Source organism: Halomonas sp. DP5Y7-2 (assembly GCF_019802025.1).
Lineage (GTDB): Bacteria > Pseudomonadota > Gammaproteobacteria > Pseudomonadales > Halomonadaceae > Halomonas > Halomonas litopenaei_A.
Map to the genome: position 1 here is coordinate 29,087 of NZ_JAHVHY010000002.1, position 25,128 is coordinate 54,214.

At 62.8% G+C, this 25,128-nt stretch carries 17 protein-coding genes and 1 pseudogene; 11 read left to right on the top strand and 7 right to left on the bottom strand.

Features of this window, described 5'->3' with window-relative positions; all coding sequences use genetic code 11:
- Nucleotides 1-129: 129 nt before the first annotated feature.
- Nucleotides 130-933: a crotonase/enoyl-CoA hydratase family protein gene (locus KUW18_RS02795; protein WP_222560773.1), complete on the bottom strand. Its 804-nt coding sequence runs from the start codon at nucleotides 931-933 to the stop codon at nucleotides 130-132.
- Between the two features lie 244 nt (nucleotides 934-1,177).
- On the bottom strand, nucleotides 1,178-5,095 hold the full coding sequence (purL, locus tag KUW18_RS02800) for a phosphoribosylformylglycinamidine synthase (RefSeq protein WP_222560774.1): 3,918 nt from the start codon (nucleotides 5,093-5,095) through the stop codon (nucleotides 1,178-1,180).
- A 156-nt stretch (nucleotides 5,096-5,251) separates the two neighbouring features.
- Between purL and mltF the strand changes: the two genes are divergently transcribed.
- The 3 genes and pseudogenes from mltF (at nucleotide 5,252) to KUW18_RS19675 (ending at nucleotide 10,917) form a co-directional block, all read left to right on the top strand.
- Nucleotides 5,252-6,709 carry a membrane-bound lytic murein transglycosylase MltF gene (mltF, locus tag KUW18_RS02805; protein WP_206940059.1) on the top strand — a complete coding sequence of 486 codons (1,458 nt, stop codon included), beginning with the start codon at nucleotides 5,252-5,254 and terminating at the stop codon, nucleotides 6,707-6,709.
- Between the two features lie 13 nt (nucleotides 6,710-6,722).
- Nucleotides 6,723-8,684 carry a sensor domain-containing diguanylate cyclase gene (locus KUW18_RS02810; protein WP_222560775.1) on the top strand — a complete coding sequence of 654 codons (1,962 nt, stop codon included), beginning with the start codon at nucleotides 6,723-6,725 and terminating at the stop codon, nucleotides 8,682-8,684.
- A gap of 1,664 nt (nucleotides 8,685-10,348) precedes the next feature.
- Nucleotides 10,349-10,917, top strand: a pseudogene (locus KUW18_RS19675) (GGDEF domain-containing protein).
- A gap of 39 nt (nucleotides 10,918-10,956) precedes the next feature.
- Here the strand turns inward: KUW18_RS19675 and tadA are convergent.
- The gene (tadA, locus tag KUW18_RS02825; RefSeq protein ID WP_222560777.1) at nucleotides 10,957-11,445 is read right to left on the bottom strand and encodes a tRNA adenosine(34) deaminase TadA; all 489 of its coding nucleotides are present in this window, start codon (nucleotides 11,443-11,445) and stop codon (nucleotides 10,957-10,959) included.
- 125 nt (nucleotides 11,446-11,570) lie between these two features.
- On the opposite strand from tadA, the gene KUW18_RS02830 reads away from it, so the two are divergent.
- The gene (locus KUW18_RS02830; protein WP_222560778.1) at nucleotides 11,571-12,374 is read left to right on the top strand and encodes an acyl-CoA thioesterase; all 804 of its coding nucleotides are present in this window, start codon (nucleotides 11,571-11,573) and stop codon (nucleotides 12,372-12,374) included.
- A gap of 104 nt (nucleotides 12,375-12,478) precedes the next feature.
- Here the strand turns inward: KUW18_RS02830 and KUW18_RS02835 are convergent, their stop codons facing one another.
- Together KUW18_RS02835 and KUW18_RS02840 are read right to left on the bottom strand one after the other, a co-directional pair.
- A complete protein-coding gene (locus tag KUW18_RS02835; RefSeq protein ID WP_222560779.1) occupies nucleotides 12,479-13,225 on the bottom strand; it encodes a TerC family protein in 747 nt (248 codons plus the stop codon).
- A gap of 326 nt (nucleotides 13,226-13,551) precedes the next feature.
- Complete coding sequence (locus tag KUW18_RS02840; protein ID WP_206940071.1) at nucleotides 13,552-13,758, bottom strand: hypothetical protein; 207 nt, start codon at nucleotides 13,756-13,758, stop codon at nucleotides 13,552-13,554.
- Between the two features lie 219 nt (nucleotides 13,759-13,977).
- Between KUW18_RS02840 and KUW18_RS02845 the strand changes: the two genes are divergently transcribed.
- The 7 genes from KUW18_RS02845 to KUW18_RS02875 all read left to right on the top strand — a co-directional run bounded on the left by KUW18_RS02845 (nucleotide 13,978) and on the right by KUW18_RS02875 (nucleotide 21,007).
- Nucleotides 13,978-14,715 carry a Crp/Fnr family transcriptional regulator gene (locus KUW18_RS02845; protein ID WP_222560780.1) on the top strand — a complete coding sequence of 246 codons (738 nt, stop codon included), beginning with the start codon at nucleotides 13,978-13,980 and terminating at the stop codon, nucleotides 14,713-14,715.
- Between the two features lie 245 nt (nucleotides 14,716-14,960).
- The gene (locus KUW18_RS02850; protein WP_315900634.1) at nucleotides 14,961-15,656 is read left to right on the top strand and encodes a GntR family transcriptional regulator; all 696 of its coding nucleotides are present in this window, start codon (nucleotides 14,961-14,963) and stop codon (nucleotides 15,654-15,656) included.
- Between the two features lie 35 nt (nucleotides 15,657-15,691).
- The gene (locus tag KUW18_RS02855) at nucleotides 15,692-16,900 is read left to right on the top strand and encodes a CaiB/BaiF CoA transferase family protein (RefSeq protein ID WP_222560782.1); all 1,209 of its coding nucleotides are present in this window, start codon (nucleotides 15,692-15,694) and stop codon (nucleotides 16,898-16,900) included.
- A 111-nt stretch (nucleotides 16,901-17,011) separates the two neighbouring features.
- Complete coding sequence (locus KUW18_RS02860) at nucleotides 17,012-18,304, top strand: TRAP transporter large permease (RefSeq protein WP_206940080.1); 1,293 nt, start codon at nucleotides 17,012-17,014, stop codon at nucleotides 18,302-18,304.
- Nucleotides 18,305-18,391: 87 nt separating this feature from the next.
- Entirely contained in the window at nucleotides 18,392-19,438 is a 1,047-nt protein-coding gene (locus KUW18_RS02865; RefSeq protein WP_206940082.1) for a TRAP transporter substrate-binding protein, read from the top strand.
- A 34-nt stretch (nucleotides 19,439-19,472) separates the two neighbouring features.
- Nucleotides 19,473-20,048, top strand: coding sequence for a TRAP transporter small permease (locus KUW18_RS02870; protein ID WP_206940084.1), 576 nt, complete (start codon nucleotides 19,473-19,475; stop codon nucleotides 20,046-20,048).
- Nucleotides 20,045-21,007, top strand: coding sequence for a hydroxymethylglutaryl-CoA lyase (locus tag KUW18_RS02875; protein ID WP_242520699.1), 963 nt, complete (start codon nucleotides 20,045-20,047; stop codon nucleotides 21,005-21,007). Before KUW18_RS02870 ends, KUW18_RS02875 begins: the two co-directional genes overlap by 4 nt.
- Here KUW18_RS02875 and KUW18_RS02880 read toward each other — a convergent pair.
- The gene (locus KUW18_RS02880) at nucleotides 21,000-21,941 is read right to left on the bottom strand and encodes a CorA family divalent cation transporter (protein ID WP_222560783.1); all 942 of its coding nucleotides are present in this window, start codon (nucleotides 21,939-21,941) and stop codon (nucleotides 21,000-21,002) included. The two genes, KUW18_RS02875 and KUW18_RS02880, sit on opposite strands and share 8 nt — an antisense overlap.
- Before the next feature lie 76 nt (nucleotides 21,942-22,017).
- Nucleotides 22,018-25,119 carry an EAL domain-containing protein gene (locus tag KUW18_RS02885; protein WP_222560784.1) on the bottom strand — a complete coding sequence of 1,034 codons (3,102 nt, stop codon included), beginning with the start codon at nucleotides 25,117-25,119 and terminating at the stop codon, nucleotides 22,018-22,020.
- Nucleotides 25,120-25,128 lie beyond the last annotated feature (9 nt).

Below are 25,128 nucleotides of genomic sequence, written 5' to 3' on the forward strand. Positions count from 1 at the left end.
GTATCAATATCAGCAAGCGCTACGCCAAGGAGAGGCTATCTGGCCCGCGCCTCGTCACAGCCCTAGGCAAAGCGCGGCGGTCTGCCGTCCAGGCGGGCACGGCGGCTTGGCGCGCGCCCAATCAAAGCACTAGTCAAAGCGCGGCGGTCTGCCATCCAGGCGAGCACGGGTTGCTTCGCGCTGTTCCTGCCCGGCCAGCAGATTGCGCTGAAGCTCGGCCTCCATCGCCAGACGTCCGCGCTGGTCGAGACCGGGGGCTTCCCGCCACAACTTGCGCGCGGCGGCCACCGCCTTGGGCGAGCGTCGCGCCAGGTCGCCCGCCAGTTCAGCCGCAGCATCCCGCGGGTCCTCATCCAGGCGCGACGCCAGGCCCAGCACCATGGCTTCATCGCCGGCAAGATGACGCCCGGTCAGCATCATGTCTTGAAGGACATCGTGGCGCAGCCAGGCGGCGGTTACGCTGACCCCCATGTCCGCCATCAGCCCCCACTCGATCTCCGGCAACGCCAGGATCGCCTCGGGATGAACAATCCGAATATCTGCCCCCAGCGCCATCTGCAGACCTGCTCCATAGACATGGCCATGCAGCGCCGCCACCACCGGTGCGCCCAGCTCGCGCCAGCCCAGCGCCAGACGCTGAGCGGGGTTGATGCCACGGGCATCCGGGCTCAACAGCCAGGCGATGCGCTCCGGGGACGCCACCACCGAGGCCACGTCGAGACCAGAGCAGAAGCTTTCGCCCTCACCACTGAGCACCACCGCGCGAACCCCGACACGCTCGGCAAGCCACTGCTGGGCCTCCAGCAGAGCGTCGATCATCGGGGGGTCCATCGCATTGTGACGATCTGGCCGCTCAAGGTGAACGCTGGCCACGTGGTTGGCCAGGGTCACGCTCAGGCGATCATGGAAACGGCGCTGGGTGGGAGGCGACATGGAAGCTCCATCTGAAAAAGACCGATATCGGCAGCATCAAACTTGGCACCTGTTGCGTAGCAGCACAAGCTCAAGCATCAACCTTTCCTGCGAGTCATCATCGCCGGCAACGACAACGCCGCCCGAAGGCGGCGCTATCACAGGGTCTATCACCACAGGAGCTATCTCAGGGGCTATCTCAGGGGCTATCACCGGGGCTGTCTCAGGGGCTATCAGACACGCTGAGTCCTGAGAGGGACCTGGTTCAGCCCAGCCACACCCGCGCATTGCGGAACAACCGCAGCCAGGCGCCATCCTGGGTCCACTCTGACGGACGCCAGGAGTTGGTCACGGCGCGTACCACCCGCTCTGGGTGCGGCATCATGATGGTGACGCGGCCATCCGGTGTCGTCAGTCCGGTGATGCCGGACGGCGACCCATTCGGGTTGGCCGGGTAGCGCGTTGTGCACTGGCCGTAGTTATCGGTATAGCGCAATGCCACCTGCCCCGAGCCCTGCATGCTGCGCAGGTGGGCGCTATCGCGGAACTCGGCACGCCCCTCACCATGGGCCACGGCGATAGGCAGTCGCGATCCTTCCATCCCGGCCAGCAGGATCGACGGTGTCTTTTCTACCTGAACCATGGCCACACGGGCCTCGAACTGCTCCGACTCATTGCGCACGAAGCGCGGCCAGCTCTCGGCACCGGGAATCAGTTCCTTGAGCTGCGACAGCATCTGACAGCCATTGCAGACGCCCAGCGAGAAGCTGTCCTCACGGGCAAAGAAGGCGGCAAACTGCTCGCGAGCGCGCTCGTTGAACAACACCGACTTAGCCCAGCCACCGCCCGCGCCGAGTACGTCGCCGTAGGAGAAGCCACCGCAGGCGGCCAGCCCCTTGAACTCGTCCAGACCCACGCGCCCTTCCAGCAGGTCGCTCATGTGCACATCGACGGCCTCGAAACCGGCCTTGTCGAAGGCCCAGGCCATCTCCAGATGCCCGTTCACGCCCTGCTCACGCAGGATGGCCGCACGGGGGCGCGCCAGATTGACGAAGGGCGCCGTAATGTCCTCGTCCACATCAAAGGTAGGCGTGGCGCTCAGCCCGGGATCACGGGTATCCAGCAGGTTGTCGAACTCGTTCTTGGCGCACTCGGGGTTATCACGCAGGGCCTGCAGACGATAGCTGGTCTCGGACCAGGTACGCTGAGTCAGCTGGCGCGTGGTCTCGAGCAGCGGCTCCTCGAACAGCGTCACACGAATCTGGTCGTCGTAGCGAGGACGGGCGATGACGCCGCAGGTTTCGATCCCCGCCGCCGCGAACTGCGCCAGCACCTCTTCGGTGTGCTCACGGCTCACCTGGATGACGGCGCCCAGCTCTTCACTGAACAGCGCATTGACCGCCTCGGAGGCTTCATCGATCAACCAGTCCAGCTTGATCTCGAGACCGGCGCGGCTGGCAAAGGCCATTTCCAGCAGGGTGACGATCAGGCCACCGTCGCTGCGATCATGATAGGCCAACAGGCGGCCATCGGCGTTGAGCCCCTGGATCACGCTGAAGAACGCCTTGAGGTCCTCGGCATCGTCCAGGTCAGGACAATCGTTGCCAACCTGGCCATAGACCTGAGCCAGTGCAGAGCCACCGAGACGGTTGAGGCCGGCGCCCAGGTCGATCAGCAGCAGGTCGCTCTCGTCCTGATCCAGGCGAATCTGCGGCGTCAGCGTCTTCATCGCGTCGGTCACCGGGGCAAACCCGGTGATCGCCAGGGTCAGCGGCGAGGTGACGGCCTTCTGCTCGCCATCCTGCTCCCAGGCCGTGCGCATGGACATCGAATCCTTGCCGACCGGTACCGCAATACCCAGCGCCGGGCACAGCTCCATGCCTACGGCGTGCACGGCGTCGAACAATGCCTGGTTCTCACCGACGTGGTCGGCAGCACTCATCCAGTTGGCGGACATCTTGATATCGCCCAGCTTGGCGATGGGGGCCGCCGCCAGGTTGGTGATGGACTCGGCTACCGCCAGTCGCGCGCTGGCCGCGGGGTTGATCAAGGCCACCGGCGAACGCTCGCCCATGGCCATGGCTTCACCGGCATGGGTATCAAAGCTGGCGGTGGTCACGGCCACATCGGCCACCGGCACCTGCCACGGACCCACCATCTGGTCGCGCGCCACCTGTCCGGTGATGGAGCGATCGCCGATCGTGATCAGGAAGCTTTTGGACGCCACCGTCGGCAGTCGCAGCACTCGGTCCAGGGCTTCGCGAAGGTCCAGGTTATCGAGCATGACGCCCGGTAGCTCGAGGCTATTGCGCTCGAATTCCCGCTGCATTTTCGGCGGTTTGCCGAACAGAACGCTCATGGGCAGATCAACCGGGCGCGTATCGAAGTGGCCATCCACCACGGCCAGATGATGCTCGGCAGTCGCTTCACCGACCACCGCGTAGGGGCAGCGTTCGCGCTTGCACAGGGCGTCGAAGGTCTCGAGATCTTCGGGGGCCACCGCCAGCACGTAGCGCTCCTGGGCCTCGTTGCACCAGATTTCCAGCGGGCTCATGCCCGGCTCGGCGTTGGGCACTTCGCGCAGGCTGAACAGTCCACCACGGTCGCCATCCTTGACCAGCTCCGGCAAGGCATTGGACAGTCCACCGGCGCCCACGTCGTGAATGAAGCAGATGGGGTTGTCTTGACCCAGGGCCCAACAGCGGTCGATGACCTCCTGGGCACGTCGCTCGATCTCTGGGTTGTCGCGCTGGACCGAAGCGAAGTCGAGATCAAAGCTGGATGAGCCCGAGGCCATGGAAGAGGCCGCGCCGCCGCCCAGCCCGATGAGCATGGCCGGGCCGCCCATCACGATCAGCTTGCCGCCCACCGGGATCTCGCCCTTGGCAACGTGTTCATCACGGATGTTGCCGTAACCGCCAGCGATCATGATCGGCTTGTGGTAGCCACGACGCTCGATACCGCCGGCGCCCAGGGCGTCCTGCTCGTAGGTACGGAAGTAGCCCGTAAGGTTGGGACGCCCAAATTCGTTGTTGAAGGCGGCGCCACCGATGGGGCCCTCAAGCATGATGTCCAGCGCGGTGACGATCCGCTCGGGCTTGCCGTAGTCGAAGGCTTCCCAGGGCTGCACGAACTCGGGAATACGCAGGTTGGACACGGTAAAGCCGGTCAGGCCCGCCTTGGGCTTGCCGCCGATACCGGTGGCGCCTTCATCGCGAATCTCGCCGCCAGCACCGGTAGCGGCGCCCGGATGCGGGGCGATGGCGGTGGGGTGGTTATGAGTCTCGACCTTGGTCAGGATGTGGATTGGCTCCACCTTGCCGCCATAGCTGGCACGCTCTCCGTCCTTGCCGGTCAGCGGCGTGGGATAGAAACGTCGCGCCTCGCTGCCCTGGATGACGGCAGCATTGTCGCTGTAGGCGGACAAGATCCCCTCAGGCGAGGCCTGATAGGTGTTCTTGATCATCTTGAACAGCGAGTGGCTCTGGGCTTCACCGTCGATCAGCCAGTCGGCGTTGAAGATCTTGTGACGGCAGTGCTCTGAGTTGGCCTGGGCGAACATCATCAGCTCGACGTCGCTGGGGTTACGCCCCAACTCGACAAAGGCGTCGACCAGATAGTCGATCTCGTCCTCGGCCAGGGCCAGGCCGAGCTCGCGATTGGCGGTTTCCAGCGCGCTGCGGCCGCCTTCAAGAATGTCAACCTGGCCGAGCGGAGCCGGCTCGTGGTGGGCGAACAGGGTCGCCGCGTCGGCGCTATCGTGCAGCACGGTTTCGGTCATGCGATCGTGCAGGCCAGCGACGATGGCATCAAAGTGTGCTTGCTTGAGCTCACCGCGGACGCTCAAGCGGTAGCGAACACCTCGCTCCAGACGTTTGATCTGGGTCAAGCCACAGTTACGAGCAATGTCGGTGGCCTTGGACGACCACGGGGACTGGGTGCCAACCCGCGGCACCACCAGCAGCGTCAGGCCTTCCACGTCGGATTCCTGTTGCGCCGGACCGTAGTCGAGCAACCGTGACAGCAGGGCCTGCTCGTCAGCGTTGAGCTCCTCCCCCACATCGGCAAAGTGCACGTACTCGGCGTGCAGTGCCTCGATCTCGGGGACGGATGCACGCAGTTGAGCCAGCAGCTTGGCGTGACGGAAGTTGGACAGGGCGGGCGCTCCGCGCAGTTCGAGCATATCCAGGAGCCTCTGAAGGTCAGCGATAAAAGAAGGGGCCGCGGCGGGCGAGACGGCATATGATACTGGAAACCGGCGGGTGCGAGAAATCGTCGCGGATGACAGTTTCGCAGGGGCTGGGTAAGGTGGGCGCTCCACGGCCAGCGATGTCTTAAGATGAAGGACGGTTTACGTCACGCGCGACACCTGCGCACCCTTGTCACCATCGGCCTGGGCCTGGTTCTCGCATGCTGGCCCAGACCGCCCGTGCCCCCCTCCGACGTCACGCTGCAGCGAGTGCTGGAGCGCGACTTCATCACGGTGCACACCCGCAACACCCCCTTCACTTACTACGAGGGACGCCAAGGGCCCACAGGGTTCGAGTACGAGTTGATGCGGCGTTTCGCCGATCGCCTCGGGGTCAGCCTGAACCTCAGCGATGATCACCACGTGCAAAGCGTCCTCGACGCGGTGCGTGATCAGGGAGACTTGGGCGCCGCCGCGCTGCCGCTGGACCCGCTGGCACCGGGGCTGATGTTCTCGCGTCCGATTCTGTCGATGCAGCCCATGGTCGTCTACCGGCGTGACCTGCCACCGCCAGACGAGCTTGATGATCTGCTCGAACTGAACATCGGCATCGCCAAGGGCACCGGTATCAGTCGCGTCATGCACGAACTGCAGCAGCGTCGTCCCCAGCTCAGCTGGAAGGAGGCGGAGGACCTGGAAATCGCCGCCCTGCTGCGCCGAGTCGAAGATGGCGATCTGGACGCTGCGGTGGTCTATGCCCACCAGTTCCGGCTCAACCGACTGTTCTTCCCTGAGGTGGAAGATGGCTTCGATGTCGGCCAGCCGGTCACCATGGCCTGGGCCTTTGCCTCCCTGGACGGTCTGGCCCTGGTCGAACAGGCCAACGCCTTTCTAGAGGATTTGCAGGACAGCGGTGAGCTGGACCTTCTTGTCAGCCGCTACTTCGGCCACGATGACTATCTCGAGTATGTCGGTGCCCGGGTCTTCATCCACCACGTCAACCAGCGCCTGCCCCGCTACGATGAACTGTTCAAGCAGGCGGCAAGAGAGCAGCACTTTGACTGGAAGCTGCTGGCAGCTGTGGGGTATCAGGAGTCCCATTGGGACCCGGAAGCAACGTCACCCACCGGCGTCCGCGGCCTGATGATGCTGACCAATGCCACCGCCGAGGAAGTCGGCGTGGCCAATCGCCTGGACGCGGCCCAAAGCATCGAGGGAGGCGCCCGCTACTTGCGCAGCATCGAGGAACGTCTGCCTGACTCGATTCGCGGCGACGACAGACTCTACATGGCCCTGGCGGCCTACAACGTCGGCCTCGGGCACCTCTACGACGCCCGTGATATTGCCCGGATGCGGGGTGGCAACCCGGATCACTGGCGAGATGTTCGCGACGCGTTACCGCTCCTGCAGGAAAGCCAATGGCACAGCAAGACCCGCCATGGCTACGCCCGGGGTGGCGAACCGGTGATCTATGTGCAGAATATCCGCCGCTATCTTGAGATCCTCGATTACGTCGACCGCAGCCAACAGCAGTTTCACAAGCTGAATGCGCGCTTGCCGGACCAGGCGGATTCCGAGATCTTTGAACTCGTTCCGCCGATGCCATAGGACACCCCTGCCAATGTCGCGAATCGCCCTGGTCCTCACCCTGCTGGTTGCTGTGCTGGCAGCGACGGGCCTGATCATCAAGCCAGTGATGATCCAAGACCAGAGCTACATCGCCAGTTGGTCGCTATTGCTCGCGGTGAGCCTGGGGCAAGCCGCCTGGTACTGGCGGGGGGTGCGTCTGTCTGCTGTCTGTCTGGCGCCGGTGCTCGCCGTGCTGCTGTTGGGCCTGGCCAGCTACCTGCTGCCCGAGGGACTGATTCCTTACGCCACGCTCGAGCACTGGGCCGCGCGCCTGCCCGGCGTCAGCGGTATCGACAGCCTGCGTCCTCCGTTGATCGAGCTGTTCATTCTGCTGGCGCTGGCCGGAGGAGTGCTCGGACGCACACGTGCCAGCCTCGCCACGCCGCTGCTCCAGTCACTGTCACTGCTGTTGCTGATCACCGAGCTGTGGCTCGTGCTCAACGGCCACACCGACTCCCCGCAGAATCTTGCGGGCACCCCCGCCAGCATGGCGCTGCTGACGCTGCTTCTCGGCGCCCAGTTCAGCGGCGTCGTCGCCGGCTGGCGTCATACCCGTCCCGCCATTCTGCGCAGTCTGTTACCGTCCCTGGCACTGGTTTTGGTGACCATACTGGTGTGGCACCAGCAACGGCTGTACGAAGATCGCCGCCTGCAGGCCCAGATGCAGGAAGAGACGGAGCGATTGTCGGAGCAACTGAGCAACGAGGTGACGGCTCACCTTGAAGCAGTACGTCGCTTTGCCAGTTTCTGGAGCCTGCTCGACGTGCAACCTACCGCGACACAATGGCAGCGCCAGGCAGAACGTTACCATCGCGACTTTGCCTACTTCCTCAACATTGCCTACGTCGAACCCGACGGCACGATTCGCTACGTCTACCCCCGGGACGACGCCAATCTCGCCATCGTCGGGATCAATGCGCTGGACGTTAACCGCCCCTATATCGACGCCTTGTCACGGGCGCTGCGCGAGGGTGAAGAGGGGCACACCGGCGTCGTGCCCTTGCTGCAGGGAATGCCGGGCATGATCTACTACCTTCCCATCATCAGTGACCGCACCCAGCAGGTCACCGGGGCAGCCGCCATGGTGCTCAGCCTGCCGGTGCTGGCCGATCAGCTGTACGCCGCAACGCGCCTGAACCGGGAGCATAACCACATGCGCCTGGCCGTTGCCGACGATGTCATCCGTGACTGGCCGATAGCAGAGACACCCGGCCCCTGGACCCACGACAGCGTCATCGCCGTGGGGCGTCACGAACTGGTGGTGTCGCTCAGCGCCTCCTCGGCGTACCTGCTGGCCCAGCAGTCACGCCAGCCGGCCGCCAGCCTCAGCATTGGATTACTGCTGGCCTACCTGCTGTACATGGTGGTCTTCGGCCACCACCGCATGTCCGCGCAGCACACCAGCATGTTCCGCTCCAACGAGGAATTGCGTCGTGAAGTGCGCCACCGAACCCAGCTTCAGCGAGAGGTGGAATGGCTCGCCGGCCACGATGAGTTGACCCTGTTGCCGAACCGACGCTTATTTCTCACCACACTGCAGCGTGAACGACAGCGGCGTCCCTTGGCGGTCCTGCTGTGTGATATCGACCACTTCAAGAGCATCAACGACCAGCTGGGCCATCAGGCCGGTGATGAGGCCCTGCGCCGCTTCGCCAGAGTCGGGGCCCTGGCGATACCGGCAGATGCCGTGCTGGCACGCTACGGGGGCGAGGAGTTCGTGGTTCTACTGGTCGGGGATGATGCCGACAACGCCCTGGAAATCGCCGAGACCCTGCGCCAGGCGGTGATGCATAGCGGCATAGAACATGCCGATGGCCGCCCCATGACGGTCAGCGTTGGCGTCGCGACCCACGACGACCAGACTCTGGTTCCCGAAGATCTGCTGCATCGCGCCGACGTCGCGCTCTATCGTGCCAAGCGCAATGGGCGCAATCGCATAGAGACCGACGCCTGACGTCCCGTTGATCGCGGCCTATGAAGACGACTGGCTTGACGAGGATCAAGCCGCCGCCGGTTAAACGGGGGTTAGAGAGACACGAGGACATTAGGTTGCTTACCATTGGCGCATGACCGCTGAAATTTGCCGATATAAGCACATTTGCCAATACGGGAAAGGTCAGCAAGCCGCGCTGACAAGCAGCATCTGACATGTCTTCCCGGAGCCACATCATGCAACCCCTGCGGATTCCGCTGACGTTCGTCGCTCTGGCGCTGTCTGCAGCAGGACTGTGGGCAACGCTGGTAGTGTCAGACACGGCCTTCGGCGCCTCATCGACCGGCACCGCCCTTTGCCTGGCGCTGTTGATCGGCCTGGGCCAACTCGCCTGGTACCGCCAGCGACTATGGCTCAGTCAATGCCTGCTGGTGCCCCCTCTGGTCATAATGCTGGTGGTGCTGGCGAGCTACCTGCTGCCCGTGCCATGGCTATCCGCTCCGCTCTTCGACCAGCCATTGGCGCTCACCAGCTCGCCTCCACGTTGGGGCTTTAGCCCACCCAGCCTGTTGGATACCCTGCTGCTGACCTGTTTGAACCTCAGTCTGCTGCTGCGCACGCGGGCAAGTCTCGGTACGCCGCTCATGCACGCCCTGGCCGCGTTGGTCTGGGCGATGCTGGCCTACCTGCAATGGTGGCCTGGGGCGATGGTCCCCCTCGCACCCTTGGCCGGACCATGGTGCCTGACCGTCGCTGGCCTGCTGCTGGCCACCCAGTTTCTCACCGTCGCCACCGGATGGCGCCACACCTTATCCAGCATTATGCGTGGCCTGGGACCCGCCTTTCTGATCGCCAGCACCGCCATGGGGGTGTGGTACCTGCAGGAAAGTGAGGCCAATCACCAACTGATGGACAGAGCCCAGCGCGAGTCGGATCGACTTGCCCAGCAGATCAGCTCTCGGATCAATGAGAAACTGCTGGCCGTGCGTCGCCTGCGCCTGGACTGGGAACTCGACGGAGCCCTCCCGGATCCACTACGCTGGCAGGCGCAGACCCGAGCCTTTCTCGCTGACTTTCCCAACCTGGCCTTCATCGCCCTGGCAGACCCAGAGGGCAGGTTGAGACGGTTTCAGTCCGCACGTCACACCGGCCTGGATCGCGACGCAGCCCGCCATGTCGGACGGCTGATGCCAGACGCGCCAGACACCGCAACATCCCCCCGTGAGAGCGCCTCTTCCGTGCTGACCTTGCCGGACGGGGCACGCGGCATTATCAGCTTCCTGCCGGTCAGCTCGTCCGCCAGCCACCAGCGAATGGGCACGATCTGGCTGGCCTTCGATCTGGACCGGCTGACCACCCAAGCTATGCCTGCCGAGGCGCGCGACGGCCGTGTCTGGCAGGCCACACTGTGGGCGGGCAAGCGTCCGGTGTGGCGTCTTCCCGGCCCCGATATAGAGGGCCCCTGGTCGGTCAGCAGCAACATGACACTGTTGACGCACCCCCTGCGCCTGGAGGTTCGCCCCAGCCACGCGCTGCTCAGCCAACTCAAGCTGCACTACCCGGCCGCCTCTCTGTGCGCCGGCTTCGTTGTGGCCTGGCTGCTGTATCAGCTGCTCTACAGCCGTCATCAGCAGCGACAACAGCATCATCAGCTCGCCGGCACCAATATCGAGCTACGTCGCGAGATGCGTCGCCGTTCGCGACTGCAGAAAAACATCGAATGGCTGGCCGACCATGACGACCTGACAGGACTGTTGAATCGCCGCAAGTTTCTGGCGAACTTGCCGGAAAACGCCTCACAGCAGCCGCTGAGCCTGCTGCTGTGCGACCTGGATCACTTCAAGAGCATCAACGACCAGCAAGGTCACCAGGCGGGTGATCGAGCGCTCAAGCGTTTCGCCGAGACCGTTCGTAGACGACTGCCCGAGGGGGGACTCGCCGCCCGCTACGGGGGGAAGAGTTCGTCATCTACCTTCCTCAGGGCGACGCTGCGAAGGCCAGAGAGTGGGCCGAGTCGCTGCGTGAGGCGGTTCAGTCCAGCGGCATACAGCATGTCGATGGCCGCCCACTGACCGTCTGCATTGGCCTGATGACGCAGGCCCAAGGCCGCGTTGTGCCCAAGGATCTGTTGCATCAAGCGGACCTGGCACTCTATCGGGCCAAGCGAATGGGGCGCAACCGAGTGGAGGACGCCTCCGCCGCCCCCGAGGGAGCTGTCGAGAGCACAGACCTTCACGCTGAGCCCGGAGGCTGACGCCAGCTGCTGACGTACTTGAGTTGCCTGCCACCGGCCTCAGCTAGCGTCCTGCCCCTTGTGTGGTTCAGCCGCGGCGCGGCGCTCCACGAAAAATGCCTTCAACAGGCGAGAGGCGCGACTGGCCAGGACACCGCCTTGCACCTCCACCCGGTGAAAGTGCCAGGGCTGGGCCAACAGATTTGCCTTGGACTCAACCATTCCCGAGCGTGGCTCGCTGGCGCCATACACCAGGCGACGAATGCGCGCATGAATGACCGCGCCGCTGCACATCATGCAGGGTTCCAACGTGACGTACAGCGTGCACCCTTCCAGACGATAATTGGACAACGTGACGCCTGCGTCTCTCAGCGCCTGGACCTCGGCATGGGCGCTCGGATCATGACGGGAAACGGGGGAGTTGAATCCTCGGCCGACGATGTTTCCCTCGGCATCCACCACGATCGCCCCCACCGGCACTTCTCCCGCGCGCCCCGCCTGTTCGGCCAGCTCAAGCGCTCGGTGCATATAGAATTCATCACTGCGCAAGATGGGTCTCTCCCGTAAACTGGTCAACAAGCACATTACTGATTTCTGATCGCCGCGGCGAAGAACACCTTGTCGCAGCGGTCATCGACAGGCCGGTTCCAAGCCGGCTCATGGAGGATACGCGAATGTCCGACGCCTTGAAGGGCCTGGTTGACCTGCTGGGCCTGGAAATGCTGGAGGAGAACCTGTTCAGGGGCCGTAGCCAGGACCTGGGACTGCCTCAGCTGTTTGGTGGACAGGTGCTTGGGCAAGCCCTGTCCGCGGCCACTCAGACGGTCGATCCTGAGCGCCAAGTGCACTCGTTGCACGGTTACTTCCTGCGCCCGGGTGACGCTTCCATGCCGGTGGTCTACCAGGTCGACCGCGTGCGCGACGGCGGCAGCTTCACCACTCGTCGCATCACCGCTATTCAGAAAGGCCGCCCCATCTTCTTCTGCAGTGCGTCCTTCCACGGCCGTGAAGACGGCTTCAGCCATCAGGCCAGCATGCCCAGCCTCGATATCAGCGAGCCGGACGCCAGCGATGCGATACTGCGATTCCCCGGTCATCCCATCGAGTTTCGCCACGTCGAGGACAGCGCTGAGAAGGGGCAGCCTGCGCGCAAGCGACTGTGGTTCCGCCTGCGTGGCGAGCTTCCCGATGACGCCGCCCTGCACCGCTACCTGCTGGCGTACAGCTCGGACTTCAATCTGCTGACCACGTCGCTGGTTCCACACGGTATTCGCTTTGGCGATCCTTCACTGCAGATCGCCAGTCTCGATCACTCGCTCTGGTTCCATCAGGACGTCGTCGTCAACGACTGGCTATTGTACGACATGGACAGCCCTTGGGCAGGAGGGGCGCGAGGCCTCGCCCGCGGCAGCATCTACAACCGCAAGGGCGAGCTGGTGGCCTCCAGTGCCCAGGAGGGTCTGACACGGCTGCGCTAGGAGTCCTAGCGCCCACTCAGCACGAACAGCAAGGCGCTTGCTGTTCGTGCGAGCCAGCGGCGGCTGAGCATGTCGACGCCTGTACCCGGTCTCTCGCTGCGGGCTCAGCCGTCGGAAGGAACGTCCTTCTGGCCTGACCGCTGGTTCCTTGCGCGGATCTTGAGATTGAGCATCTCGACGGTGACCGAGAAGGCCATGGCGAAGTAAATGTAGCCTTTCGGAATATGGAAGCCGAGCCCCTCGGCCACCAACATGACGCCGATCAGAATGAGAAAGCTCAGTGCCAGCATCTTGATCGTCGGGTGACGATCAACAAATTCCCCTATCCCTTTGGCGGCCACCATCATCACACCCACGGCCGCCACTATCGCAATGACCATGACCGGAACATGGTCGACCATGCCCACTGCGGTGATGACGGAGTCCAGCGAAAACACTATGTCGATCACTGCAATCTGCGCCAGCACTGCCACCATGCTGGACGCCGCGGCCTTGGTCGCGGAAGTGTCGCCGGCACCTTCCACCGCCGCATGAATCTCGTGAGTGCTCTTTGCCAGCAGGAACAGCCCACCCAGCAACAGCACCAGATCACGCCCCGATATCTCCACGTCCAGTATCGTGAACAGGGGTGCCGTCAGGCTCATCACCCAAGCCAGCGATAGCAAAAGCGCAATGCGTGCCCCCATCGCCAGTCCCAGCCCCAGCATCCTGGCGCGCTGGCGCTGATGCTTCGGCAGGCGTCCCACCAGTATCGAAATGAAGATGATATTGTCGATGCCGAGCACGATTTCTAGCGCCGTCAACGTGCCCAGCGCAATCCATGCCTCGGGTGATGCCACCCAGTCGAACATGCCTTCCCTCCCGCCAGAACAGAGCCCAATGCGAAGGCAAGACGCCTTCCCGAGCACTATCAGCCACCTTCCGATTCAGCACAAGATGGTGAAGAAAAGAAGCCTAGGGAAGGAGAATGAGGGAACGAGGATGAGGGAATCAGAGCGAAGGAATGAGGGTGTGGGAGTGAGTGAAGAAAGATTGTGCGCGCTGGATCCTGGCCAACGAAGCCTCTCTAAAGACATCGCCACCTCGCCGGCACTGGCCGACGAGGGAGACCTACCGCTTGGATGCACGAGCGTGCCGCAACGGCACGCCAGGGCTTGGCCCCAACCTCAAAAGAGCATTACGTGAGGCGATCAAGGATGGTGCACGAGCACTCATGCTCGCCAACGTCGTCGATCAACACGCGATAGCGGGGTAAGGGATCCTGGTGGTCGTCCGGGCTAAGGCCTGATGTATCAATGATGTCTGCCGTATTGCCGGACACGAGCTGGTCATCTGCGACCATCACGAGCTCGCGACGGATCCGCAGGGTGTCGCCGATATGCATGATGCTTTCCTTTCGGTGGAGAGTGGGAGGAAGCTCCCTCGCCCACGGGATGCTCGGCACCGCCGTTCAAGGCAGTATCGAGCGCAGACCGGGTGATGCTGAGGGAATCCCTACGACAGCTCGTCCATCCTGCGCCCACGACTACCGCCCCGACATAACCTGGGTTAACGTAACCACAGGATTCATCTGCGTCACGATCACACCTCAAGGAGCCTTGCCGTGCCGTCCAAGGACAGCTGCATCGTCAGACACTTTCGTTATTACCGCAGCTTGAGCGAGCATGACCAGCAGTTGGTGGAAGCACTGGAAAAGTCCCCTCTGGACGTGACCGCAGGCTCGCAACTCTGGGAAGAGAGAGATCCTGCCAACGACTTCCTGACGCTGAGCGAAGGCTGGGCCTACTCCTATCGACAGCTGGAAGATGGATCGCGCCAGATTCTCGAGGTTTACCTTCCCGGGGACGTGATCGGGCTAAGGGAGTACGCCTTTCATCAGCGCCTGACCGGCGTACGCATGATCGAGGATGGAGTGGTTTGCCGCTTTCCCCATGATCGACTCGACGACATCTTTCGCCAGTCACCCAACCTGACCGCCATCCTGTTCGCCATGGCCAGCCGACAGCAGGTGCTGCTGACGGAACGCCTGGTCAACCTGTCGCGCCGCAGCGCTCGTCAGAAGCTCGCACACTTCATCATGGAAATGTATGAACGCCTGGCCAAGACCGCAGGACGACAACAGGACCATGCCCTGCGCCTGCCTCTGTCGCAGGAAATGCTGGCCGATGTGCTGGGCTTGAGTCCGGTACATGTCAGCCGCACCTTTACTGCACTGGACGAGGAAGGCCTTATCCATCGCAGCAGACATCGTCTGCTGCTGCCGGATCCGGCCGCCCTGGCTGACGCCGGACAGTTCGACAAGCGCTACCTGGCCGACAGCCTGTTCGCCGCGCATCGTTGACGCAGGTCGCTGACCGCGGTGGGGCCTGATCATCAGCGCCCCCTCGCTGCGGCTATCTTGTGCTGCCCTGCTTTCCCCTGCTTTCCCCTGTTTGCCCCTACCTGTCCGCCCACGCCTTCAGCTCGTCCTCGCCCGTTCCTGCCCATAGTTGACGCAGGTTGCATGCAATTTCGTTCCAAAGTCTAACTTCAGGCGCTGATGTTAGCCGCTACCCTTGTTATTGCATGCAATGTGAGAGAAGCGCCGTGACGTCTACCGACCACAGCACCGCCACGCCCGGCCCCACGGCCACCGCCCAGGTCCATGAGGCCATCAAGCAGCGAATTCTCGACGGGACCTATCGTCCCCTCCAGTTCGTTCGTGAGGCGGCGGTAGCCAGAGAGCTGGCGGTCAGTCGCACTCCAGTCAGAGAGGCGCTGCGCGAACTGGTGTCTGAAGGCTGGCTCGAGGCGATTCCCCATCAGGGCGCCAGGGTCAGCGAATGGACCGCAGACGATGCCCGGGAGGTCTTCGAGCTGCGCCTGGTCCTGGAGCCCATGGCCGTCGGCCTGGCGGCCAGGCGCATGGATCCCGCGACCATGACCCAACTGAAGGACCTGGCAACTCGCATGGAAGCGCTGACACAGGGACCACTCGGCGGCGCGGAGCACAGTGAGCTTGCCTCGCTCAATCACTGCTTTCATCGGCTGTTGATTCAGGCCAGCGGCAATCAGCGACTGGCCCAGATGCTCGAGAGTGTCGTGCGAACCTCGATCATCCGCCGCAACTTCGCGAGCTACGACCGCGAGGCCCTGCATCGCAGCATGCAGCATCACCGGGAAATGCTGACCGCCATCGCGGCAGACAATGCCGCTTGGGCCGAGAACGTGATGCGAGCCCACCTGCTCGCCGCCCGCGAATTGCATACCACTATCGTCACGTCGCCTGACACGGCCAGGTAACGCGCCCCATTGAACCTCTACCTACGGACTCCGCCATGAAAGACCTCATCGCCAACCTGCCTCTCGATGACCTGAAGGTGCTGGAACTAGGACAGTTGATTGCCGGCCCGACCTGCGGCCAGATCCTGGCCGACTTCGGCGCCCAGGTGGTCAAGATCGAGCCACCGGGCAAGGGTGACGCCATGCGCCAATGGGGCCAGACCGACGCCAACGGCGAGCCGCTGTGGTGGAACGTGATCGCGCGCAACAAGCAGTCGCTCACGCTGGACCTGCGCAAGCCCGAAGGTCAGGCCCTGCTCAAGCGCCTGGCGGCAGAGGCCGACGTGCTGATCGAGAACTTCCGTCCAGGCACCATGGAGCGCTGGGGGCTCGACTACAACAGCCTGTCTGCGGATAACCCTGGGTTGATCATGGTGCGGGTCACCGGCTTCGGCCAGGATGGCCCCTATGCCTCACGGGCAGGGTTTGCCGCTGTCTGCGAGGCCATGGGCGGCCTGCGTTACATCAGCGGTTATCCCGATCGTCCGCCGGTCCGGGTAGGTATCTCGCTGGGGGACACCCTGGCCGGCGTCCAAGGCGCCATGGGCGCGCTGCTCGCCCTTCACCAGCGCGAGCGCAGCGGGCAGGGCCAGGTGGTGGACAGCGCCATCTTCGAAGCGGTGATGGCGATGATGGAAAGCCTGATACCCGATTACGCCAGGGCCGGTAAGATTCGCGAACGCGCCGGCAGCTTCCTGCCCAAGATTGCGCCGTCCAACGCCTACCCCGCCAGGGATGGACGTGACGTCATCATCGGCGCCAATCAGGACACCGTCTTCCGCAGGCTGTGCCAGGCCATGGGCCAGCCAGGACTGGCAGACCACCCCGACTACGTCGACCATCGTGCCAGAGGCGACAACCAGCAGGCCATCGATGCGCTGATCGCCGGTTGGACGTCCCGCCACGATGCCCAGCACATCGTCGACCTGCTGGCCGAGGCAGGTGTGCCCGCCGGTCTCGTGTATACCGCCAAGGACATGCTGGAGGACGAGCACATCCGTGAGCGCGGCTCCATCGTCGACGTGCCTGACCGCAACGGCCAACCGCTGCCCATGCAGAATGTCTTTCCTCGTCTGTCGGCGACTCCTGGCCAGGTCCGCCATGTTGGTCCCGCCCTGGGCGAGCACACCGACACCATACTGGAAGACTGGCTGTCGATGGCGTCAGGCGATATCGACCAGCTGCGTAGAGACGGGGTCATCTGAGGGAGCGCTGACGTCATCAGCCGAGCGGCGCAGGCATTTATGCCGTGTTTCCCTAAGCCGCTGCTGCTCGTCAGTGCCGGCAACAGGCTACAACAACAACGAGGCCTCTGAATGGAACCCATCATCGTGCTGGCGCTGCTGATTGCGCTGATTGCCTTTGGCATCCCGATCTTTCTTTCACTCGGGCTTGCTGGCCTCGCGGGCCTCTATATGGCCCGCGGCTCCATGGCGTTCTTCTTCGCCCCTTCATCACTGTTTGGTCAGCTCAATGCGTTCGAGCTGATTGCCTTGCCCCTGTTCATCCTCATGGGCAACCTGCTGGGGGCAACGCCGGTAGGCAGCCATCTGTTCCGCGCGGCCCTGGCGTGGCTGCATTGGCTCAGGGGCAGCCTGGCCATTTCATCAGTGGGCGCTTCTGCGGTCTTCGGTGCCGTGTCGGGAGTCAGTCTGGCGGGGGTGGCAGCGGTCGGCTCCATCGCCGTGCCCCAGATGCTCGAACGTGGCTACAGCCGTTCGTTAGCGGCTGGAGCGGTCGTCAGCGCTGGCGCCCTGGCCATGCTGATTCCACCGAGCGTTCCCTTCATCATCTATGGCGCCGTGGCCAGCGTGTCGGTCGCCGACCTGTTCATTGGCGGCATCGTGCCAGGCGTCGTACTGGCGCTGGCCCTGTCACTCTTCATCTTTGTGCGGGTAAGCCTCAGGCCTGCAGAGGCGCCCGCCGTCGAGCAGCGTTTCAGCTGGCGAGAACGCTGGTACAGTCTCGCCCATATCTGGCATGCCGCATTACTTGTGCTGGTCGTGCTGGGGTCGATCTACTCGGGATTGGCCACCCCCAGCGAAGCCGCGGGGATTGGTGCCTTTGGGGCCCTACTCATCGCTGCGCTGGTGTTCCGCTGCCTGTCCTGGGCCTCCTTCGCCAGGATTCTCGCCAGTACGGCACGCATCAGCGGCGCCATTCTGCTGATTATCGGCTGCGCCAAGATCTTCGGCGACTATCTCAACATGGTCCGCGTGCCACAGCTTTTGACCGAGTCACTGACGGTGTCTGGTCTGCCTGACTGGGCGATCATGCTGGCCATCATGCTGCTGCTGATCCTGCTCGGCATGATTGTCGATGCGGTGTCCCTGATCGTGGTGACCACCCCTGTGCTGCTGCCGCTGATTCAGGCCATGGGCTATGACCCGCTGTGGTTCGGCATCGTCATGGTGCTGAACCTGGAGATCGCGGTCATCACACCGCCGGTGGGCCTTAATCTTTACGCGCTCAGAGGCGTCTGCCCCGAGCTATCCGTCGAGGAAATCATCAAGAGTGCGCTGCCCTTTGTCGCGGTGCAGTTCATCGTGCTGATGCTGTTCGTCATGTTTCCCAGCATCAGCCTATGGCTACCCGGCCTGATGCACTGACCAGACAAGCCTCAAACAACACTTCTGCCCAAGAGCCAAGCAACCGCTGAAGCAACGACAACGACAATGATAAGAGGACACGTTCCCATGACACTGACTCGCCGCCAACTGCTGAAGACCACCGCACTCGCCGGAGCCGGTACCGCACTGCTGGGGCCCCAGGCGCTCATGACACGGCGCGCCCAGGCCGCCACGACCTTCACCGGCGTCACCTATCTGCCACCGTCCTACAAGGCCTTGACCTACGGGTCGGCAGGATTCGTTGACTACCTGAGCAACAACGGGGGCGACGTCCTGGAGGTGGACTTCTATGATTCGGGCCAGCTGCTCAAGGCCGACGAGCAGCTTCCGGCGCTGCGCTCGCGCACGATCGATTTCATGTTTCATACCACCTCCTACATCACCCGCTCTCTCCCCATTCTTGGCATCACTGGCTTGCCCGGCGTCGTCGGGGAGCTGTACCGACACCCGGAGCGCCTTCGCCTTGGCAGCCCACTGTTCGAGCTGATCAACGAACAGCTGGCCAAGGAGAACCTCTACATGCTGTCCTCGGGCGGCGGGATTCTCGAGCCGGAATACATCTGGAGCACCCAGCAGCACGCAGTGCGTCAGCTAGACGATATTCGTGGCAAGAAGGTGCGCGTCGTCAGTTTCGAGGCCACCTCAGCGCTGGAGGCCTACGATATCGGCGCCGTGCGAATTCCCTCTTCAGAGACGTATATGGCCTTGCAGCGCGGCACCGTGGATGCGGGGGTCTTCAACATTTCGACCATCATCGGGCGCAGCCTTCAGGAGCAGGTCGACGTGTGCTACCAGCTGCCCATCACCGGCTTTTCGGTCGCCCCTTTCATGCTGCGAGATCGCTGGGACGCGCTGGATAACGACAGCCGGAACCTGCTGACTGACGCCGCACGCTGGTACGACGACAACTTCATCCACCACTGCAATGACGACATTTACCCCAATGACTACTGGCCCCAGGTGCGCGCCGAGAACGTCGAGGTCATCGCGCCCACCGAGGAGGACCTGGCGGCCTTCAACGAAACCACCCACAAGGTCTGGGATCACTGGAAAGGCGAGGTGGGTGAAGACATCGGAGAACGCGCCATTCAGCTGGCGCTGGGACAGTCGTGAGCGCCTGGGGTCATCGGAAGGAGAACGACAACACATGAACACACTTGCTCTGACATTGGTTCGTCTGGGCTGGGACAGGGTACTCACCTTGCTGCGGGCGGCATCCATGCTGGTGCTGGTCTTCATGATGGTGTCCATCTGCTACGACACCCTGATGCGCTACGCCTTCGCCGCCCCCACTCACTGGAGCCTGGAGATCAACTCCTTCCTGCTGGTCTATCTGGCCGTCATGGGCGCCGCCGAGGCCCAGCGCTTCGATGCCCATATACGCATCACCTTCTTCAAGGACAAGCTGCCCCAAGCGGTTCGCCGCTGGCTGGAGGTCCTTACGGGTCTTGCGGGCGTCATCTTCTGCGCCATTCTTGCCTGGCGTGGGGGGCTGATGGCGTATCAAGCCTTCGAATACGGCGAGCGGGTCTCAAGCTCTCTCGGCACGCCCATGGTGCTGCCCTACGCCTTGCTCCCCATCGGCTTCACCGCGCTGGGGCTGCAGTTTCTGATCGACACGCTAGCCAGCATGGGTCGCGGCGGACCGCTGCCGCCTCCCGATCAGCCGATCGCTGACCAGCCATCCCCTTCTGCCCTTGAACACTCTGGAGAATCGTCATGACTGCTACACCCGCCGCTGTCGAACTGGTCGAAGTCGCGCCCCGCGATGGCTTCCAATCGATTGCCGAACCCTTGCCCACCGAGCGCAAGATTCAGGTGATCCAGGCGCTGCTCGATGCCGGCATCACGCGCATGGAAATCGGCTCCTTCGTGAGTCCTCGCGCCATTCCTCAGATGGCAGATACCAGCGAATTGATTCACGCCTTCGCACATCGCAAGGACGTGCGCTTCTCCGCCCTGGTGCCCAACCTCAAGGGCGCGGAACTGGCCCTGGCCCATGACCTGGATGAACTGGTCTACGTGGTGTCGGTGTCAGAGGCGCACAACCTCAACAACGTGCGCCAAACGGTGGAGCAATCCCTTGAAGGGCTTTCCCGGGTGGTCGAGGCGCTGCGGGCCAAGGGCAATACCACGCTGCGCCTGGGTCTGGGCACCTGCTTCGACTGCCCCTTCGACGGCACGATCCGCTGGCAACAGGTGGATGACGTGCTGGAGCGGGCGCTAGCGATCATTGGCGATGTGCCGCTGGAGGTCGCGCTGTGTGACACCACTGGGCGGGCATCGCCCTACCAGGTAGCGGACCACTTCACCCAGCTGACGGAACGTCACCGCTCCTCGACGCTGGCCTGGGCCTTCCATGGCCACGATACCTTTGGCATGGGCGTTGCCAACGCGCTGGCCGCGGTGGCTCAGGGCGCCACCGCACTGGACGCGGCCAGCGGTGGGCTGGGTGGCTGTCCTTTCGCCCCTGGAGCCACCGGCAACACCGCCAGCGAGGATCTGGTCTATGCCCTGCAGGGCGGTGGTCTGGTCAGCGACATTGATCTGCCGCGCCTGCTGCACGCCGCCGACTTGATCGCCGCCCTGCCAGGGGGCAAGACAGAAAGCCACCTGCGGCGTGTCCCGCGGGATACCCTGAACAGGCCAGCCTCAGCCCCGGCTAGCCCATCGACTAGATAAAGCGCCAGCGCTTGAGCACGACCATCTCGACCGCGACAAGCACGACCATGAAGATGCAGAACAGCGCGAAGGCCAGCGGGCTATCGACACCGGGCATGCCGCCAATATTGACCCCAAGCAGCCCGGTGAGAAAGCTGATGGGCAGGAACACGCCGGAGATGATCGAGAGCAGGTAGGTGTTGCGATTGACCTTCTCCGTGTGCTGGTGAGCCTGGTACTGCTGCACCATCCCCACATGCTCGAGATAGAAATCCACCGACTCGTTGATGCGTTGAATGGTGTCTCGTCCATTGGCCAGGTCAAAGCGATCGTCGCCCAGCAATGGCGGCAAGTTGTCGATCATGGCCTCCAGGGCATAACGCTGGGGCTTGAGGAAGCGTCTCAGCTTGATCAGGCGCTTGTTGAGCGCCATCAGCACACTATTGTCGGTCTCGCGTGCTTCTTCCTGTGACGCGATAATGGCATCGAAGGGTTCGACAAAATCTTCGATCCGCTGGTGCAGCTTCTCGATGATCTCCACCACCACCGCTCCTAGATCATCCGGGCCGGTGTCCTGTTCCAGGTCATGGCGAATGTCGGCGATGGCACGGGAGGGCAATTTGCGGGTCGAGATCAGCACCCCGTTGTAGTGCAGGATGCGAATACTGAGCATGTCATCCGGCTGCTCGCCTGCGTTGAGGTTGACGCCCCGCAAGATCAACAGAAAGTTGCCATCGCCCAGTGACTCAAAGCGTGGTCGTGTGTCCTCGGCCAGAACACCGTCAATTGCGGACTCCGGGATACCGGCCTGTTCCAGCCGGTGATACGTCTCCTCGACATCCCGCTGAAAGTGGTACCAGGCGCCCACTTCGAGGGGGCCTGGTGCGGGCTCAGGCAGCTGGCGCCGCCCATGGGTGAACGACCAGGCATCGATAAAGAATGGCGCTGTCATCATGGCTCCATCATGGTTCAACACAACACCGGCGATAGGGCTGGCGATAGGGTTTGCGATAGTACCGGCGATAGAACGGCTACAACACGGTAAGGCTCAGCTCCGATATGCGCGCTGGCTGGCCGTAGAGGTAGCCCTGGAAACGATGGCAGCCATGCTGAATCAACCAGTCACGTTGCTCAAGGGTTTCCACCCCCTCGGCGATCACATCGAGCCCGAGACTGCGCGCCAGGGCAATGGTACTGGCCACGATGGCCGAGCTGGTGGCATTGTCGAGGACATCGCGAACGAACGACTGATCTACCTTCAGTTCGTCCAAGGGCAGGCGTTTCAGGTAGGCCAGCGATGAGTAACCGGTGCCAAAGTCATCCAGCGCAAAGGTCACCCCCAGTGCCTTGAGCTGTCTCATGGTGCGCTCGACGCCGTCACGGTCCCCGACAAACAGTGTCTCGGTCACTTCGAACTTGAGTCGCTCGGCAGGCGCCTTGGTACGGGCCAGGATGTCGCTGACCCTGGCCACAAAGCCCGGATCCTGAAACTGCCTGGGGCTGACATTGACCGACACGCTGGGACACGGCGTCTTCTTTGCTGCATCTGAGCCCGTTGTTCTCGCACCTTGCGTGACTGCCGCGCTCGTTGTCTCCCCTGGCTCTGTTCCCGCTGGCTGCGCCGCGATATCGCCCTGTGCCTGTTGCCAGGACACCAGAGTCAAGCAGGCCTGTTCGATCACCCAGAGTCCGAGCTCCTGAATCAGTGGGCGTTCCTCGGCCAGGGGAATGAACTCGGCAGGGGGCACCATCCCGCGCTGAGGATGCTGCCACCTCAACAGCGCTTCGACTCCAGTCAAGCGGTCGTATTCGTCGACTTGCTTTTGATAGGCCAGATAGAGCTCTCCACGATCGATCGCTCCGACCAGATCTTCGTAGAGCTGGGCGCGTTGCTGCATTCGCTGCTGCATGCCCGGGTCGAAGAAGCACACTGGCGTCACGGCGCGCGACTTGGCGTGGAAAAGTGCCATATCTGCCTGCTGCATCTGACGCTCTTTGGACACCTCATCACGGAACGGACTGATGCCAACACGGGCGGTGAGGGTCATGGGTCGCCCCTCGATCCACATCGGCGTTTCCAGCGTCGATAGCAGCTTGCTGGCGATGACCTCAGACAGGCGGGTAGCGGTTTCCAGCTCGGCCCCCAGGTGGCTCGCCACCACGATAAACTCATCCGCGCTGAAACGAGCCAGCGTATCGCTTTCCCGCAGTACCGCCTTGAAGCGCTTGGCGGCCTCGCGTAGCAGTGCATCACCACCACGATGCCCGAGGATATCGTTGACCTGCTTGAAGTTATCAAGATCGACAATCAGCAGAGCACCGTAGTGATTTTCGCGACGACTTAACGCCAATGCCTCTTCCAGGCGATCGAGCAGCAAGCGTCGATTCGCAAGGCCAGTAAGAGGGTCAAAAAAGGCCAGCTTGTGAATCTCCTCTTCGGCGGCCTTGTGTTCGGTGATGTCGCTAAGGGTCGCCACGTAGTTGCGCACACACCCCTGCTCGTCATGCACACTACTGATGGTCAGCCATTGCGGGTAGATCTCACCGCTCTTGCGGCGATTCCATATCTCCCCCTGCCACACCCCGTACTCTCTTATCTGGCACCACATCTCACGATAAAAATGCTCATCGTGTCGTCCTGAACGCAGAATGCCGGGACGCTGACCTCTCATTTCGCTCTCGGTGTATCCGGTGATCTCGGTGAACGTCTGATTGACGTTGAGAATCACGCCAGCTGCATCCGTGATCATCATTCCCAGGTGGGTCTCGAAGGCCACCGCGGCAATGCTCATGCGTGCTTGCAACATGCGATCCTGAGTGACATCACGCACCACCATCAAGGTCCCATCATGGACCCCAGTGTCACTGAACAGCGGACTGATCAACGCGCTGAACTCATGGCGCTCGCCATTAAGGCTCAAGCTATAATCAAGCCGATGGGCCTCGCCGCTGTCGATCTTCGATGCAAGAGTACTCCGCAGTCGTGCCGCAATGTCCTCAGGTAGAACGTCCGTGTAATGGCGTCCGATCAGCTGCTCGACAGGAGCCATCAACAGCCCTTCATCACCGGCATGGACGAAGGTGAAGACCCCTCTTCCATCCAACACCATCACCACATCCTGCATGGACTTGATCAACGCCTGTAGGCGATTTTCTCGCCGATGTGACGCCTGCTCTGCCCGCTGACGCTCGACCACCTCCCCGCGCAGCTCGGCCTGGACACGCCACTGTGCCAACATATGGCGCAACAGCCATCCACCGCTCAGAGCCAAGAGAGCGGCCAACGCCAGCAGCGACCACAGCCGCTGATACCAACCTGCCAACACCTCATCGGTCGTTTGCCCCACCACCAGCCATAGCGGCATCCCGTTGACCCGGCGAGCCAAAAAGAAGCGTGCCTGGCCATCCAGATGAGAGACTTCACGGAAGCGCAGTGTGTCAGGGGTGTTCGCCGTCAACAGCGGTGCTTCCACCCGGGGAACCACCTCACCTGTCGCCAGCGCCACATGGGGTACGCGAACCAGCAGACGCGAGGCGCTATCCACCAGTGCAATGCTTTCACCATCCACCAGCCCCAGGCCTGCGATCAGTTCGGCCAACGGCTGCGGATCCACCAGCGCCAGGGCCACGTGCTGCGATGAGGTCGGTGAGACACCGCGCTGCGCTACGGTCACCCGGAAACCATCGGCACGCGCTGTCCGGTGCAAGGGGGAGATCAAGGTGTCTCCAGGGGCCAGCGCTGCCAGGTGTTGATGAAAGCTATCGAGGGGAAGCCACCCATTGGCCAGCGCCGACTCTTGAGGTAAGGACAGCGGAGCCATCATCAGGCTATCGACCAAGGATAATTGCGCAGCCCGCTCGGTCAGCAAGGCATCTCGAGAGTAGCCTGCATCCACACCGTCGAGGGCATCGTCGAGGGTGAGAATTCCAGATAGCGTGCTGGACACCGTGTCGAAGGCGCCACTGACAAGGGCTTCTACTACACTCACGCGCGCCAGCAGACGCTGGTCGGTCCGTTCGAGCTCGCTTAGGTATTGCGCTCGCAAGGAACCGGCCAGCGTCACCACCAACACCATCAGAGCAACGACATAAATCGCGACGGCAAGACGCCGCCGCTGCCCTTGGGGCGACATTGGTCGGGA